The following is a 13,467-nucleotide window of genomic DNA, read 5'->3' as shown; positions in this document are numbered from 1 at the left end:
GGATACGGGTGTGGCCCTCCCAACGGACGGGAGGGCCACAGCAGTTCTACTTCAGATGGTCGGGCCCGAACGCCTGCGGCAGCATCTCGTCGAGCGTGCGCAGGCCGTCCGGGGTCTCCAGGACGAGCTCCGGTCCGCCGAACTCGTACAGCAGCTGCCTGCACCTGCCGCACGGGACCAGGATCTCGCCCGCCCCGTCCACGCAGGTGAAGTGGGTCAGCCGTCCGCCGCCGGTGGCGTGCAGCTGGGAGACCAGTCCGCACTCGGCGCACAGCCCGATGCCGTACGAGGCGTTCTCGACGTTGCAGCCGGACACCGTGCGTCCGTCGTCGACCCGTGCCGCGGCGCCGACCGGGTAGTGCGAGTAGGGAACGTACGCACGCGTCATGACGGACCGTGCGGCGCTCCGCAGCGCCTCCCAGTCGACCTCCGCGGCGGCCGTCACTTGCCCTGGCCCTTCCGGTACGGCATGCCGTCAGCCTTGGGCATGCGGAGCCTCTGTGCAGAGAGTGCCAGCACCAGCAGCGTGGTGACATACGGCGCCGCGTCCACGAACTGGCTCGGCACCTCGTTGGTCAGCGCGTACCAGGCGAACAGGAGCGCCGAGACAGCCGCGGAGATCACCGCGGGCACGTACTTCTTCTTGTACAACTGCCAGATCATGACCAGCACCAGCAGGATTGCCAGCAGCAGCAGCATCGCGTGTACGTTCTCGGCTCCGCCTCGCAGTTTGAGGCTGTCGGTGAAACCGAAGAGTCCGGCGCCCAGCGCCATGCCTCCCGGCATCCAGTTACCGAAGATCATCGCTGCCAGACCGATGTAACCACGGCCACCGGTCTGGCCCTCCTGGTAGATACCGGTGGCGACGATGGCGAGAAACGCACCCGCGAGGCCGGCCAGCCCGCCGGAGACGACAACGGCGATGTACTTGTACTTGTAGACGTTGACGCCCAGGGACTCCGCGGCCACGGGGTTCTCGCCGCAGGACCGCAGCCGCAGTCCGAAGGACGTGCGCCACAACACCCACCAGGTCCCCGGGACCAGCAGGATCGCCACCACGGTCAGGAGCGACAGGTTCGTCACGAGACCGCCGAGGACACCGGCCAGGTCGGAGATGAAGAACCAGTGCCTGGCCTGGAGGTCCACCAGCCAGTCCGAAAGACCCGGAATGGTGATGTCGGTGATCTGGTCGATTCGTGGGGACTGCTTGGAGGAGCCGCCCTCAGCCTCCGCGAAGGTGAAGTTCGACAGATAGCGGGTGACGCCCACGGCCAGGATATTGATGGCCACACCGGAGACGATGTGATTGACGTTGAAGGTCACCGTGATGATCGCGTGCAGCAGACCACCGAGCGCGCCGCCGACGACACCCAGCAGGACACCGGTCCACGGCCCCCACTGGTAGCCCGCCCAGGCACCGAACCAGGTGCCCAGGACCATCATGCCCTCAAGGCCGATGTTGACCACACCCGCGCGCTCCGCCCACAGACCGCCGAGTCCGGCGAGACCGATCGGCACGGCCAGCTGGAGGGCACCGGAGACCTGACCGACCGAGGTGAGGTCGTTCGCCCCGCTGATCACGCGGACCAGCGAGAACAGCGCCAGTGCACCAGCGATGATCAGCATGATGACGGGCAGGGACAGTTTGCGGCGTCCGCCACCCTTCTTGGGCGCGGTGCTCGCCATCGAGACGGTGCTCGTACTCATGCCACGACTCCCTCTCGGTTCTTACGGGCCTGCGCGGCGAGCTCCTCGCCGACTTTCTGCTGCTGACGGCGGAGCCCGTACTGCCGGACGAGCTCGTAGGACACGACGACCGAGATCACGATCAGGCCCTGCATGATCGTGGCGATCTCCTTCTCGTAGCCGTGCTGGTCCAGCGAAGCCGATGTCTTCTCGATGAAGGAGATGAGCAGCGCGGCGAAGAGGATACCGACCGGGCTGTTCCGGCCGAGCAGGGCGATGGTGATGCCCGTGAAGCCGACACCGACCGGGAAGCTCAGGCTGTAGGTGTGCGTCTGGCCCAGCAGCAACGGCATACCGGACAGACCCGCAACCGCGCCGGAGATCAGCATGGCCGTGAGGACCATCTTCTTGGCGTCGACACCACTCGCCTGGGCAGCGGACTCGCTGGCGCCGGTGGCGCGCAGGTCGAAGCCGAAGCGGGTGCGGTTGAGTACGAACCAGTAGACGATGCCCAGCGCGAACGCGATGAGGGTGAAGCCGTAGATGTCCCCGCCGTCCCCCATGCTCACGCTCGGGAACCAGCCGGATTCGGAGATCTCGCCCGTCGTGAGATCGTTGGAACCCGCCGGCTGCACACCGAGGTTGGCCGGCAGAATCATCCAGGCGATCAGACTGGTGGCGATCGCGTTGAGCATGATGGTGGAGACGACTTCGCTGACCCCGCGGGTGGTCTTCAGAATGCCCGCGATGCCGGCCCAGAAGGCGCCGACGCACATCGCTACGAGCACGATCAGCAGAACGTGGAGTGGACCGGGCAGATCCACGGCGGCACCGACAACGGCAGCGAGCATGGCTGCGAGGCGGTACTGGCCGTCCACGCCGATGTTGAACAGGTTCATCCTGAAGCCGACGGCAACAGCCAGGGCGGCAAGATAGTACGTGCCTGCCTGATTGATGATCAGTACCTGAACGTCGGCGTACTCGGCGTTCTGCACCATCAGCTGGTACGGCTCGATCGGGTCACGGTCCGAGAGGAGCAACACCACCGAGGTGAGCGCGAAGGCCACGACCAGGGCGAGCACCGGGCCGCCGAGGCCCAGGATCAGCCGGTCCTTGTCGAACTTCTTCATCGGCCCTCACCGTTCTCGTCGTGCTCAAGATGGCCGGTGGCGGCACCGGTCATGGCCGAGCCCAACTCCTCCGGGGTGATCGTGGCGGGGTCCGCGTCCGCGACCAGGCGACCGCGGTACATGACCCGCAGGGTGTCGGACAGGCCGATCAGCTCGTCAAGGTCGGCGGAGATGAGCAGCACGGCCAGGCCCTCGCGGCGCGCCTCGCGGATCTGGTCCCAGATCTGCGCCTGCGCACCCACGTCCACGCCGCGGGTCGGGTGTGCGGCGATCAGCAACTTGGGCTGGTGACTCATCTCGCGGCCGACGATCAGCTTCTGCTGGTTGCCTCCGGAGAGGGATGCAGCGGTGACCTCGATTCCGGGGGTACGGACGTCGTACTCCCGCACGATCCGCTCGGTGTCGGCCCGGGCGGCCTTGAGGTCGAGCAGGCCTCTCCTGCTGTTGGGGCGCTCTGTGACATGGCCGAGGATGCGGTTCTCCCACAGCGGGGACTCCAGCAGCAGACCGTGCCGATGACGGTCCTCGGGGATGTAGCCGATGCCGTCCTCGCGTCGCTTGCGTGTCGGTGCGTGCGAGATGTCGGCCTGGTCGAGGGTGATCACACCGCCGTCGGGGTCGCGCATGCCCATGAGAGCTCCGATGAGCTCGGTCTGACCGTTCCCCTCGACACCGGCGATGCCCATGACCTCGCCCTTGTGAATGGTGAAGGTGATGCCCGCGAGGACCTCGCGGACGACGCCGTCGGGGTCGGTCTCCGTCAGCCGCAGATCGTCCACCGCAAGCATCGGTACCTCGGTCACCGTGGACTCACGGGTCTCCGGCGAGGGAAGCTCGCTGCCGACCATCAACTCGGCGAGTTGCTTGGTCGTCGTGGAGCGTGGGTCGGCGGTGCCCACGGTGGTGCCGCGGCGGATGACCGTGATCTCGTCGGCGACCGACAGCACCTCGCCCAGCTTGTGGGAGATGAAGATGACGGTCACCCCCTCGGCCTTGAGCCCGCGCAGGTTGTCGAAGAGTGCTTGGACCTCCTGCGGCACCAGGACGGCGGTCGGCTCGTCGAGGATCAGGGTGCGGGCGCCGCGATAGAGAACCTTCAGGATCTCCACTCGCTGACGGTCAGCGACACCGAGATGCTCGACCAGGAGGTCGGGGCGGATGTTCAGCCCGTAGGCGTCCGAGATCTCCTTGATCCTCCGACGGGCTCCCGCACCGATGCCGTGCAGCTTCTCCCCGCCGAGAACTACGTTCTCCAGCACAGTGAGGTTGTCGGCCAGCATGAAGTGCTGGTGGACCATGCCGATGCCCCGCGCAATGGCGTCGGCCGGGCTGGAGAAGGTGACCTGATCGCCGTCGACAGTGATGGTGCCCTCGTCCGGCTTCTGCATGCCGTAAAGGATCTTCATCAGGGTCGACTTGCCCGCACCGTTCTCGCCGACGAGGGCGTGCACGGTGCCCTTGCTGATGGTGATGTCGATGTCGTGATTGGCGACGACGCCAGGGAAGCGCTTGGTGATGCCGCGCAGTTCTACGGCGGCAGGAGGGCTGGACGCGTTGATGACGCACTCTCCTTGGGGGAAAGGAGCAGGAAGGGCAGGCGGAAGTGGCGGGCTGGGCGGGCAGGGAATGAAGGGCGAAGTTATCGCGCCCCAGCGTGATCTACGCGCGTAGCGATGCCGAATAGCAAGAAACAACGGCCAGAACCTGGTCCGGGGCCCGTGGAGGCGGCAGCTCGCCGCACTCTCTCCGGGCCCACGGACCTTCGGTCCGACCACGCGATTACGGAGTGGTCTTGACCTTGATCGTGCCGGCGATGATGTCGGCCTTGGCCTTGTCCACCGCAGCGGTCACGTCGGCCATCTTGGTGTAGGCCGGGTTGGAAGTGGCCAGACCCACGCCGCCCTTGTCCAGGCCGTAGCGCATCTCACCGCTCTGCGGCTTACCGTCCTTGACCGACTTGATCAGGTCGTAGACGGCGTCAGAGACGCCCTTGGTCACCGAGGTGAGGATGTACTGCTTGTAGGACGCGAGGCCCTTCTGGTTGTACTGGTCCGAGTCGACACCTATCGCCCACTTCTTGGCGTCGGCAGTGGCCTCGATCGAGCCGGAACCCGCGAGACCGGCGGCGGCGTAGATCACGTCGGCGCCCGCGTCGATCTGTCCCTGCGCGGCAGCCTTGCCCAGGTCGGGCTTGGAGAAACCACCGAAGTCCGGCGGCTGGGTCAGGTACTGGACCTTGACGTTGACATCCTTCTTGGTGTCCTTGACGCCCTGGACGAAGCCCGCCTCGAACTTCTTGATCAGGGGGGTCTCGACACCACCGATGAAGCCGACCGTCTTGGACTTGGTCACGTTGGCGGCGGCGACGCCGGCCAAGTAGGAACCCTGCTCTTCGTTGAAGACCAGGTTGGCGATGTTCTTGCCGGTCTTGGAGGTGTCGTCGATGAGCCCGAAGGTGGTCTTCGGGAACTTCGGCGCGACCTCCGCGATGGCGGGAGCGTATGCGAAACCGACACCGATCACCGGATTGTTTCCGGCGCGGGCCAGCTCAGTGAGGCGCTGCACCTTGTCGGGGTCGCCTTCACCTTCCGTGGGCTCGGCCTCGCTCCCCTTGACACCGAGACCCTTGACGGCCTTCTCAAGACCGGCATAAGCGGCATCATTGAACGACTGGTCGCCGCGGCCACCGATGTCGTACGCGAGGGCAACCTGCCCGTCCTTGCCCTTGTCCGACCCGGACTCGGACGACGACTTGCCACATGCGGTGACAGAGAGTGCTAGCGCTGTGGACGCAATGCCCACGGTGGCGATCCTGGTGATCCGGCGCAAAGGAGGCTCCTTCAACCTGGCCTGAGCGCCACTTGCGGCGCTGGTTTCGGGGCGATCGTAACGCGCGTAGATGTCAGTTAAAGGCCCGTTCATGAGTCGTTACCGGATCGTCGCGTAGCGGACCCGGCGGGCCTGAGTAGCCAACAGTTTCACACAGAAAAAGACATGGCGTCCCAGTTCGGCGCCCCAGCCGCGTAGTGCGACACGCAGCACCCTCCAGTCATCACAGACGGTGAAGGAGGCCCCGACCCAAGCCCCCTCCACCATCCCCAGCGGCCACGCAGCACACTCCCGCGACCGCCCCACGGCCGGACAGAAAATCGGAATTCAATGTTCCGATAATTTCGCGACCTGACGGGTAATACCCCTTGCCCCAAACGGTAAAGAGTTTCTAGAAATCAACCGACCACTGATCAACACGGGGGCTGTCGCAGCGGCCGGCCATTCTGGATATACAGAATTCAACAACAGCGGAAGAAATCGAATTTCCGAGATTCCGTCCACGCAGACGGAACGACCAACCGGAAATCCGGACGATTCCTGGCACCATGCTGCGCCGCCCTTTCACAAGGGGGAAATGTGAAAAGAGCGCTCACCACGTCCTGTCTCGCTCTCGCCTTCGCGGCAACGTCGCTCGGCTTCGCGCCGACCGCTTCCGCCAATATCGGGAATTGCAACACGTGGATCACGTACAGCTCGCCCAACTACGGAAACGCCTACTGCAGCAACCTGGCAATTTTCGACAAGTTCCGGGTGAGGCTCACGTGCATTGACCCGCACGGGAAGCAGTGGATCGTCCTCGGCCCGTGGAAGAAGAACACTCAGACTTCCAGGGAGAAGTGCTCGACCAGCACGAATGTCGGCGTACTCAAGGTGGGCGTCGTCTTCAGCGCCTGAGGCGTGCCGCCCCTGACCGGCGTGGCCCGTCCGACGGGGCGGGTCACACATGAGGGGCAAGCGCGAGGAGAACAGCCGGATCGACGTAGGGCATGTGGCCTGGACGACCATGAGGGTATTCGTCACGGATTTTCCGGACAATCATGATTCTGGCGTCTCCGGGATGACTATCGCACGCGGCACGGCGTCCATTACCGGCCCCAATCGGTGGCCCGTTCGGCACACCTGGAAGGACGGCCTTGAAAAAGGTACTCGTTTCGGCCTTCGGCACTGCAATCGCAGTCGCATCCCTGATTACCGCACCCAGCGCCTCGGCCGCTGAAGTCGGCACTCGGGACGTCACCTGCGACACGTGGTACACGAAAACCTCCCCCAACGTGGGGTACTCGAAGTGCACCGGAATGCTCCCCTGGCCCCTTGAAGGCGCCGCGGTGAAGCTCACGTGCATCGATCCGCACGGAAATCAGTGGCTCGTCTACGGTCCGAGGAAGGGCAACGGGAAGACATCCAGTGCGAAGTGCTCCAGCGACACCAACGTCGGCATCTACAAGGTCGGCGTCAGCAGGTCTCGCATCTGAGGCCGTTCAGATCGACTGAGGAAATGGAAGGCGCCCGCGGCCTCGCGGGCGCCTTCCCGCCCATCCCGGCTCAGGCGGAGCGGCCGTCCAGCAGTGCCGCCGCCGTGAAGAGCTCCACGGCGACCGTGATCGCCTCCTCGTCCGCGTCGAAATCACCCCGATGCAGGTCGAGCCGGGCGGTGTCGCCGGGGGTACGGACCCCGAGCCGGGCCATGGCCCCCGGGACGTGCTCCAGGTACCAGGAGAAGTCCTCGCCGCCGAGGCTCTGCTCGGTGTCCTCGATCGCATACGATCCGCGGCGCGCGGTCATCGCCCGGGCGAGCAGATCGATCACGGCGGCGTCGTTCACAACGGGCGGGACGCCCCGGACGTAGTCGATCACCGTCTTGGCCCGGTACATCCCGGCCACCTCGTCGATGGCCGCGTGCACCAGGTCCGGTGCCTCCCGCCAGGCCGCCAGGTCCAGGCAGCGGACCGTGCCGGAGAGCTCGGCGTGCTGCGGGATCACATTGCAGGCGTGCCCGGCCTCCAGCCGGCCCCAGGTGACGGCGAGCCCGGCCCGCGCGTCGACCCGGCGGGCCAGCAGCGCGGGCACCTCGGTGGCGACCTTGGCGGCGGCGGTGACCAGGTCGGTGGTCAGGTGCGGCCGCGCGGTGTGTCCGCCGGGACCGTCGAGCGCCACCTCCAGCCGGTCGCAGGCCGAGGTGATCGCCCCGACCCGCAGCCCGATCCGCCCCACGTCCACCTTCGGGTCGCAGTGCACCCCGATGATCCGCCCGACACCCGCCAGCGCCCCGGACGCGATCGCGTCGGGCGCCCCGCCGGGCAGTACCTCCTCGGCCGGCTGGAAGATCAGCCGCACCGGGTTCGGCAGCAGCCCCTGCCGGTCGAGCTCCGCGAGCACGAGCCCGGCGCCGAGGACGGCCGTGGTGTGGATGTCATGCCCGCACGCATGCGCCCGGTCGGGGACGGTGGACCGGTAGGGGACGCCCGCCTTGGTGTCCGGAATGGGCAGCGCGTCGATGTCCGCACGCAGAGCGAGCACGGGCCGGAAGTCGCCCTCCCGGCTCCCCACGTCGCAGATCAGCCCCGTCCCCGTATCGAGCACCCGCGGCACGAGCCCCGCCTTCTCCAGCCGGGCCTTGATGGCCGCGGTGGTACGGAACTCCTGGTTGCCGAGCTCGGGGTGCATGTGCAGGTCACGCCGGAAGGCGATCAGTTCGGCACGCAGAGCTTCGGGCAGGGTGCCGGGCAGCGCCTCGTCCCCGGGGAGCTGGGCATCAAAATCGCGGGACATCAACTGGTTCACCTGTTGAAGAGTAGGCCCCTTGACCCCTCAACTGACCACAGATCAACAAAAGTTCAGCCGCTTAGACGAATAAAATGTGGCGTCGGAGCGTGTGGCATGGGAGGGAGGTGGGTAAACTCCCCCCTTTTCACCTCCCATGCCTCATGCCGGGCACCTGGATCAGGGCGGTGTGATCCGTACCCCCTCACGCCTCCGTGATCGCCGTCGCTCGCCAGGGGGCGAGGCGCTGCACGTCGCGGGCTGTTTCTGTCACGCCCGACAGGAAGCCCTGGGCGCGCGGGGATGCCGTGTCGCGGAGCCATTCCGGGGCGATGTCGCAGACCGCGACCTTGACCTCCGTGCCGGCCAGGGCCAGGGGGAGGGTGTGGACGACCGTGGAGGGGAAGCTCAGGACCGTGCGGCCGATGGGGCCGCGGCGGGCGATGAGTTCCAGGGGGAGGTCGGGGCGGACGATCTCCAGGTGCGTGGCGGTTTCGAGGGCGTGGAGCTTGTCGGTGGACTCGCGGCGGTGGGCGAAGTAGCGGGTGGCGTTGTGGGTGCGGGCCAGGGCCGCCACGGCCTCCAGGTACTGGGCCTGGTCGACGACGCCGGTCTCGACGAGCGAGGTGCCGACCATGTCCGCGCCCTTGGTGAGCAGCGGCGGGCCGAAGCGGGCGCGGGTCCAGGCGAAGGTGTTGGGGGTGACGGTCACGCCGGGCGGAGCCTCGACCGGCATGGCCGTGAAGACCTCGACCGTACGGGTGGCGGACGGGGTGAAGCGGCTGCGGGCGCGGGCCGTGACCGGGGCCAGGACCAGCTCGCGCGGGCCCGAGCTGCCCTTGCGGTGCCAGCGCACCAGGCGTTCGCCGCGGGCCAGCTGGGCGACGAACTCCATGGTGGCCGTGCCGTCGTCGACCACCGTGAGGCGGCGGGCGCGGACCATGGTGAGCAGGAACTGGACGTAGCGGGAGAAGGGGTCTCCGACGACGATCCGCTCCGCCCTGCGCAGCAGTCCGGCCAGCGAGCGCAGGGTCTTCAGGGGCCCGCCCGCACCGCCGCGCGCCTCCTGCCAGCGGACATTGATGCCCTCGTCGCGGGCCAGCTCCGCCATCCGGCGCAGCTGGCCGCGCGACATCGGGTCGACCGGGGGGAGGACGACGACCGTGACGTCCGTGAGGACCCGGTCGTCGCCTCCCTCTGTGTAGGCCCACTCCAGGACGTTCAGGAGCTGGACCGGGCTCTCGACGAAGGCGAGGTTCACCGGTCGGCCCGTCAGACCGCGACCGGCTCGGCGGCCTGGGCCGCCTCGGCGCTCTCGGCGACGACGCCCGCGACGCGGCGGAGCTTCTTCATCGGGCCGAGCTCGGACTCGTACACCTTCTTGACGCCGTCACCGAGGGAGGCCTCGATGGTGCGGATGTCGCGGACGAGGCGGGTGAGGCCCTGCGGCTCCACGGAGGCGGCCTGGTCGGAGCCCCACATGGCGCGGTCGAGGGTGATGTGGCGCTCGACGAACACGGCGCCGAGGGCGACGGCGGCGAGGGTCGTCTGAAGGCCCGTCTCGTGGCCGCTGTAGCCGATCGGAACGTTGGGGTACTCCTGCTGGAGGGTGTTGATGACCCGCAGGTTCAGCTCCTCGGCCTTCGCGGGGTACGTCGAAGTGGCGTGGCAGAGAAGGATGTTGTCGCTGCCCAGGACCTCGACCGCGTGGCGGATCTGCTTCGGGGTCGACATGCCGGTGGAGAGGATGACCGTGCGGCCGGTGGCGCGCAGCGAGCGGAGCAGCTCGTCGTCGGTGAGGGAGGCGGAGGCCACCTTGTGCGCGGGGACGTCGAACTTCTCCAGGAAGGCGACGGCCTCGGTGTCCCACGGGGAGGCGAACCAGTCGATGCCGCGCTCGGCGCAGTGCTCGGCGATGGCCTGGTACTCGGCCTCGCCGAACTCGACGCGGTGGCGGTAGTCGATGTACGTCATCCGGCCCCAGGGGGTGTCGCGCTCGATGTCCCACTGGTCGCGCGGGGTGCAGATCTCCGGGGTGCGCTTCTGGAACTTGACCGCGTCGCAGCCGGCCTCGGCGGCCACATCGATCAGTGCGAGGGCGTTGTCGAGGTCGCCGTTGTGGTTGATGCCGATCTCGCCGGTGACGTACACGGGCTGGCCCGGGCCCGCGGTGCGGGTGCCGAAGGTGCGCAGACGGGAGGTGCTCATGAGATGTGTTTCCTTAGCTTGTGGGACTGGCGGGCTTGGGGGCCCTGGGGTGTTCGGGGTTTGGGGCCCCTGGGTCATTCGGGTTACTCGGGGGACCGAGCGGGTGTTGTGGTCGTGAGGGCGGGGCCCAGCAGCCAGGCCGCGATCTCGCGGATGGCGCCGAAGCCGCCGGGGGTGGTCGTGACGGCACGCGCCGCGGCACGTACCGAGTCATGGGCGCTGGCGACCGCGACGGGCCAGCCGGCGAGGGCGAAGCACGGCAGGTCGTTGACGTCGTTGCCGACGTAGAGGACGCGCTCGGGAGCGATGGACTGTTCGTCGCACCACTGCTTGAGTGCCAGGTCCTTGCGGTCGATGCCGTGCAGGACCGGGATCTGGAGCTTGTGGGCGCGGGCCGCGACGACCGGGTTCTGTTCCGTGGACAGGATCAGCAGCGGCATCCCGGCCTTGCGCAGCGCCGCGATGCCCAGGCCGTCGCCGCGGTGCACGGCGACGGTCTCGCGTCCATCGGAGTCGATGAGGACCCGGTCGTCGGTCTGCGTGCCGTCGAAGTCGAGGACGACCGCGTCGATGTCCTCGCGCGTGGGCAGCGGCGAGGGGTCCAGGAGCGGTGCGAGGGCGCGGGCGCGGGCCAGGTCGTGCGGGTCGTCGATCTCCAGGACCCGCGCGGCGTCGGTGCGCACCAGGGCGGTGTGGCCGAAGAAGCGGTGGCGGTGGGTGCGGAAGCCCTCGGCGTTCATGGCGTACGCGGTGCCGGTCTCCAGCAGGTCCTCGGGACGGTCCTGGCGCATCTGCCGGACGGACTTGTCGTGGTTGACCCCGTAGTTGTCCTCCTCCAGCGCACTGCCGTCGCGCCAGATGAAGCCGTGGAAGGGGGCGACCGTGACCGCCGTGTCGGCGCCGTCGTGGGCGACCGCCGCGGCGACGCCGTCGATGTCCTCGCGTACGACGAAGGGGCTGGTGCACTGGACCAGCAGCACCACGTCGGCCGTGCGGTCGTGCATCGCCTCGTACGCGTCCAGGGCGTGCAGCACCGCGTCCTCGCTGCTCGACTTGTCCCCGGCGATGGCCCCCGGGCGCTGCACGATGTGCACGCGGTCCGGCTCGCCCAGGGTGACGCCCGCGGCGCGGGCCGCGTCGGCGATGGCCGCGTCGTCGGTCGTCACGACGACGTCGGTGACCTCGCGGGAGGCCAGGCAGGCGCGCACGGCGCGGGCGACCAGCGGTACGCCGCCGACCTGGGCAAGGTTCTTGGCCGGTACGCCCTTGGATCCGCCGCGGGCGGGGATCACGGCGAGCACGGTGGGCGGCGTCATCGCTGCTCCTGGTGTCGTGGTGGTGGAAGTGGTCACAGTTCGCCCATCCGTCGGATGACCGGGGCGACCCTCTGGACGCCCTGCCGGTACGCGCCCCGCGCCGCCTCCCGGACCGCTTCGCGCACCGCTCCGCGCACCCCGCCGGTCTCGCGCGGCCGGTCGGTGCCCGGCAGCGGCCGGCCGTCGGGGGCCAGGTGGTGGCGGGCGAGGATGCCGGGGAGGTAGCCGGGGGCGGTGGCCGGTGTGTAGTACGGGGCGAGGTCGGGCAGGCGCGCGGCGGAGAGCAGGGCGGCGACGCGGGCCCGGGCGTTGTCGTAGGCCGTGGCGTACGTGCCGTCGGCGGCGACGCCCTGGCCGGCCAGCCATTCCCCGTCGGGCTCCGGGCGGAAGCCGCCGTCCAGGTGGTCCCAGGAGGTGAGCAGTCCGGAACCGACGAAGTGGTGGTTGCCGAGCGCCTCGCGGACGCCGAGGTCGCTGAGGATCGCGGTCGGGATGCGCCGGTGCAGGGACTCCAGCGCGGCGGTCGAGGAGACCGTGACCAGCAGGTCGGTACGGTCCAGGACCTCGCCCATGTGCCCGTACACCAGACGGAAGTTGGGCGGCAGCCCGCCGGGCAGCCGCTCCGCGAGCCGCTGGTAGGGGAGTTCCTCGATGTGCGTGGTGTGCTCGCCGGGCTTGGAGCGCAGCTTCAGCAGCACCTCGCGGTCCGGGTGCAGCCGGGCGTGCTCGACGAGCCTGCGCAGCAGATACGTACGGTCGGCGCGGGAGGCCGGTACGGAGGGCTGTGCGGCGAAGACGACCGTGTCGCGGCCCTCCTGCGGGCGGTGCGGCTCCCCGCCGAGGAACGGCAGGGCGGCCTCTGTGACGGCCGATGCGTCGGCGCCCACTCCCTCGTACACCGCGCGGAAACGCTCCGCGTCGTGGCGGGAGTTGGCGAGGACGACGTCCGCTCCGTGCCTCAGCAGCAGTCCGTCGGCGAGCTTCTCGTAGACGACTCCGACATAGCCGGTGACGACGACGGGCCTGGCGGGCAGCCGCAGCGCGGCGAGGCCGTGCAGCATGGCCTGGACGGCTCCCCCGACCAGGGCGAGCACGACGACGTCGTATCCCTCGTCCCGCACGGTGTGCAGGAATTCGACGGCCGTCACCTCGCGCACCCGGTCGGCGTCGATACCGACGTCGCCGACCTCGGCGAGCTGGCGCGGGGTCGGGGTGGCCCGGCCGCGCAGCAGGAGTCCGCTGATCTCGACCGGCCGGTCCGCTGCCCGGGACGCGTCCGGGGCCCCGGTGGTCAGGCGGCGCGCGGTGAGCGCGCCCCATTTCCACCGGGTGTCCGAGTCGGCGAGTACGGCTACCCGGAGAGCCGTCGTTTTGCTGGTACGTGGGGGCACGTCCTAGAAGTTAGGAAGGCATTTCGATTGGCGGCCCAACGCGACGGCAACAGATGGTTAACAGCCCGCCGACTGTTGGCTAATCAGCTCCCCAAATGCCCCGTAACCCTCCCGGATTTGGACCAGTTCATCATTCCGACATTC

At 68.3% G+C, this 13,467-nt stretch carries 12 protein-coding genes; 2 read left to right on the top strand and 10 right to left on the bottom strand.

Annotated elements, in window-relative coordinates:
- Positions 1–46: 46 nt before the first annotated feature.
- The 5 genes from OG507_RS25265 to OG507_RS25245 all read right to left on the bottom strand — a co-directional run bounded on the left by OG507_RS25265 (position 47) and on the right by OG507_RS25245 (position 5,645).
- Positions 47–445, bottom strand: coding sequence for a cytidine deaminase (locus OG507_RS25265; protein ID WP_327369452.1), 399 nt, complete (start codon positions 443–445; stop codon positions 47–49).
- Positions 442–1,707 carry an ABC transporter permease gene (locus OG507_RS25260; protein ID WP_327369451.1) on the bottom strand — a complete coding sequence of 422 codons (1,266 nt, stop codon included), beginning with the start codon at positions 1,705–1,707 and terminating at the stop codon, positions 442–444. The genes OG507_RS25265 and OG507_RS25260 overlap by 4 nt, the downstream gene beginning before the upstream one ends.
- Positions 1,704–2,816 (bottom strand): ABC transporter permease, encoded by a 1,113-nt coding sequence (locus OG507_RS25255; protein WP_327369450.1) that lies wholly within the window; start codon positions 2,814–2,816, stop codon positions 1,704–1,706. Before OG507_RS25255 ends, OG507_RS25260 begins: the two co-directional genes overlap by 4 nt.
- Entirely contained in the window at positions 2,813–4,375 is a 1,563-nt protein-coding gene (locus OG507_RS25250; protein ID WP_442811115.1) for an ABC transporter ATP-binding protein, read from the bottom strand. Before OG507_RS25250 ends, OG507_RS25255 begins: the two co-directional genes overlap by 4 nt.
- A gap of 220 nt (positions 4,376–4,595) precedes the next feature.
- Positions 4,596–5,645 carry a BMP family lipoprotein gene (locus OG507_RS25245; RefSeq protein ID WP_327369449.1) on the bottom strand — a complete coding sequence of 350 codons (1,050 nt, stop codon included), beginning with the start codon at positions 5,643–5,645 and terminating at the stop codon, positions 4,596–4,598.
- Positions 5,646–6,224: 579 nt separating this feature from the next.
- Here OG507_RS25245 and OG507_RS25240 point away from each other — a divergent pair.
- Both OG507_RS25240 and OG507_RS25235 read left to right on the top strand, forming a co-directional pair.
- The gene (locus tag OG507_RS25240) at positions 6,225–6,542 is read left to right on the top strand and encodes a hypothetical protein (RefSeq protein WP_327369448.1); all 318 of its coding nucleotides are present in this window, start codon (positions 6,225–6,227) and stop codon (positions 6,540–6,542) included.
- A gap of 239 nt (positions 6,543–6,781) precedes the next feature.
- Positions 6,782–7,120 carry a hypothetical protein gene (locus OG507_RS25235; protein WP_327369447.1) on the top strand — a complete coding sequence of 113 codons (339 nt, stop codon included), beginning with the start codon at positions 6,782–6,784 and terminating at the stop codon, positions 7,118–7,120.
- A gap of 70 nt (positions 7,121–7,190) precedes the next feature.
- Here the strand turns inward: OG507_RS25235 and OG507_RS25230 are convergent, their stop codons facing one another.
- The 5 genes from OG507_RS25230 to OG507_RS25210 form a co-directional block, all read right to left on the bottom strand.
- Positions 7,191–8,417, bottom strand: a complete 1,227-nt coding sequence (locus OG507_RS25230; RefSeq protein ID WP_327372080.1) for an amidohydrolase — start codon at positions 8,415–8,417, stop codon at positions 7,191–7,193.
- A 196-nt stretch (positions 8,418–8,613) separates the two neighbouring features.
- Entirely contained in the window at positions 8,614–9,669 is a 1,056-nt protein-coding gene (locus OG507_RS25225) for a hypothetical protein (RefSeq protein WP_327369446.1), read from the bottom strand.
- An 11-nt stretch (positions 9,670–9,680) separates the two neighbouring features.
- Positions 9,681–10,616, bottom strand: coding sequence for an N-acetylneuraminate synthase family protein (locus OG507_RS25220; RefSeq protein ID WP_327369445.1), 936 nt, complete (start codon positions 10,614–10,616; stop codon positions 9,681–9,683).
- 83 nt (positions 10,617–10,699) lie between these two features.
- Entirely contained in the window at positions 10,700–11,932 is a 1,233-nt protein-coding gene (locus tag OG507_RS25215) for an acylneuraminate cytidylyltransferase (RefSeq protein ID WP_327369444.1), read from the bottom strand.
- Between the two features lie 32 nt (positions 11,933–11,964).
- Complete coding sequence (locus OG507_RS25210; protein ID WP_327369443.1) at positions 11,965–13,323, bottom strand: DUF6716 putative glycosyltransferase; 1,359 nt, start codon at positions 13,321–13,323, stop codon at positions 11,965–11,967.
- Between the last annotated feature and the right edge of the window lie 144 nt (positions 13,324–13,467).

Source organism: Streptomyces sp. NBC_01217 (assembly GCF_035994185.1).
Lineage (GTDB): Bacteria > Actinomycetota > Actinomycetes > Streptomycetales > Streptomycetaceae > Streptomyces.
This window is presented reverse-complemented; position numbering and strand designations above follow the sequence as displayed.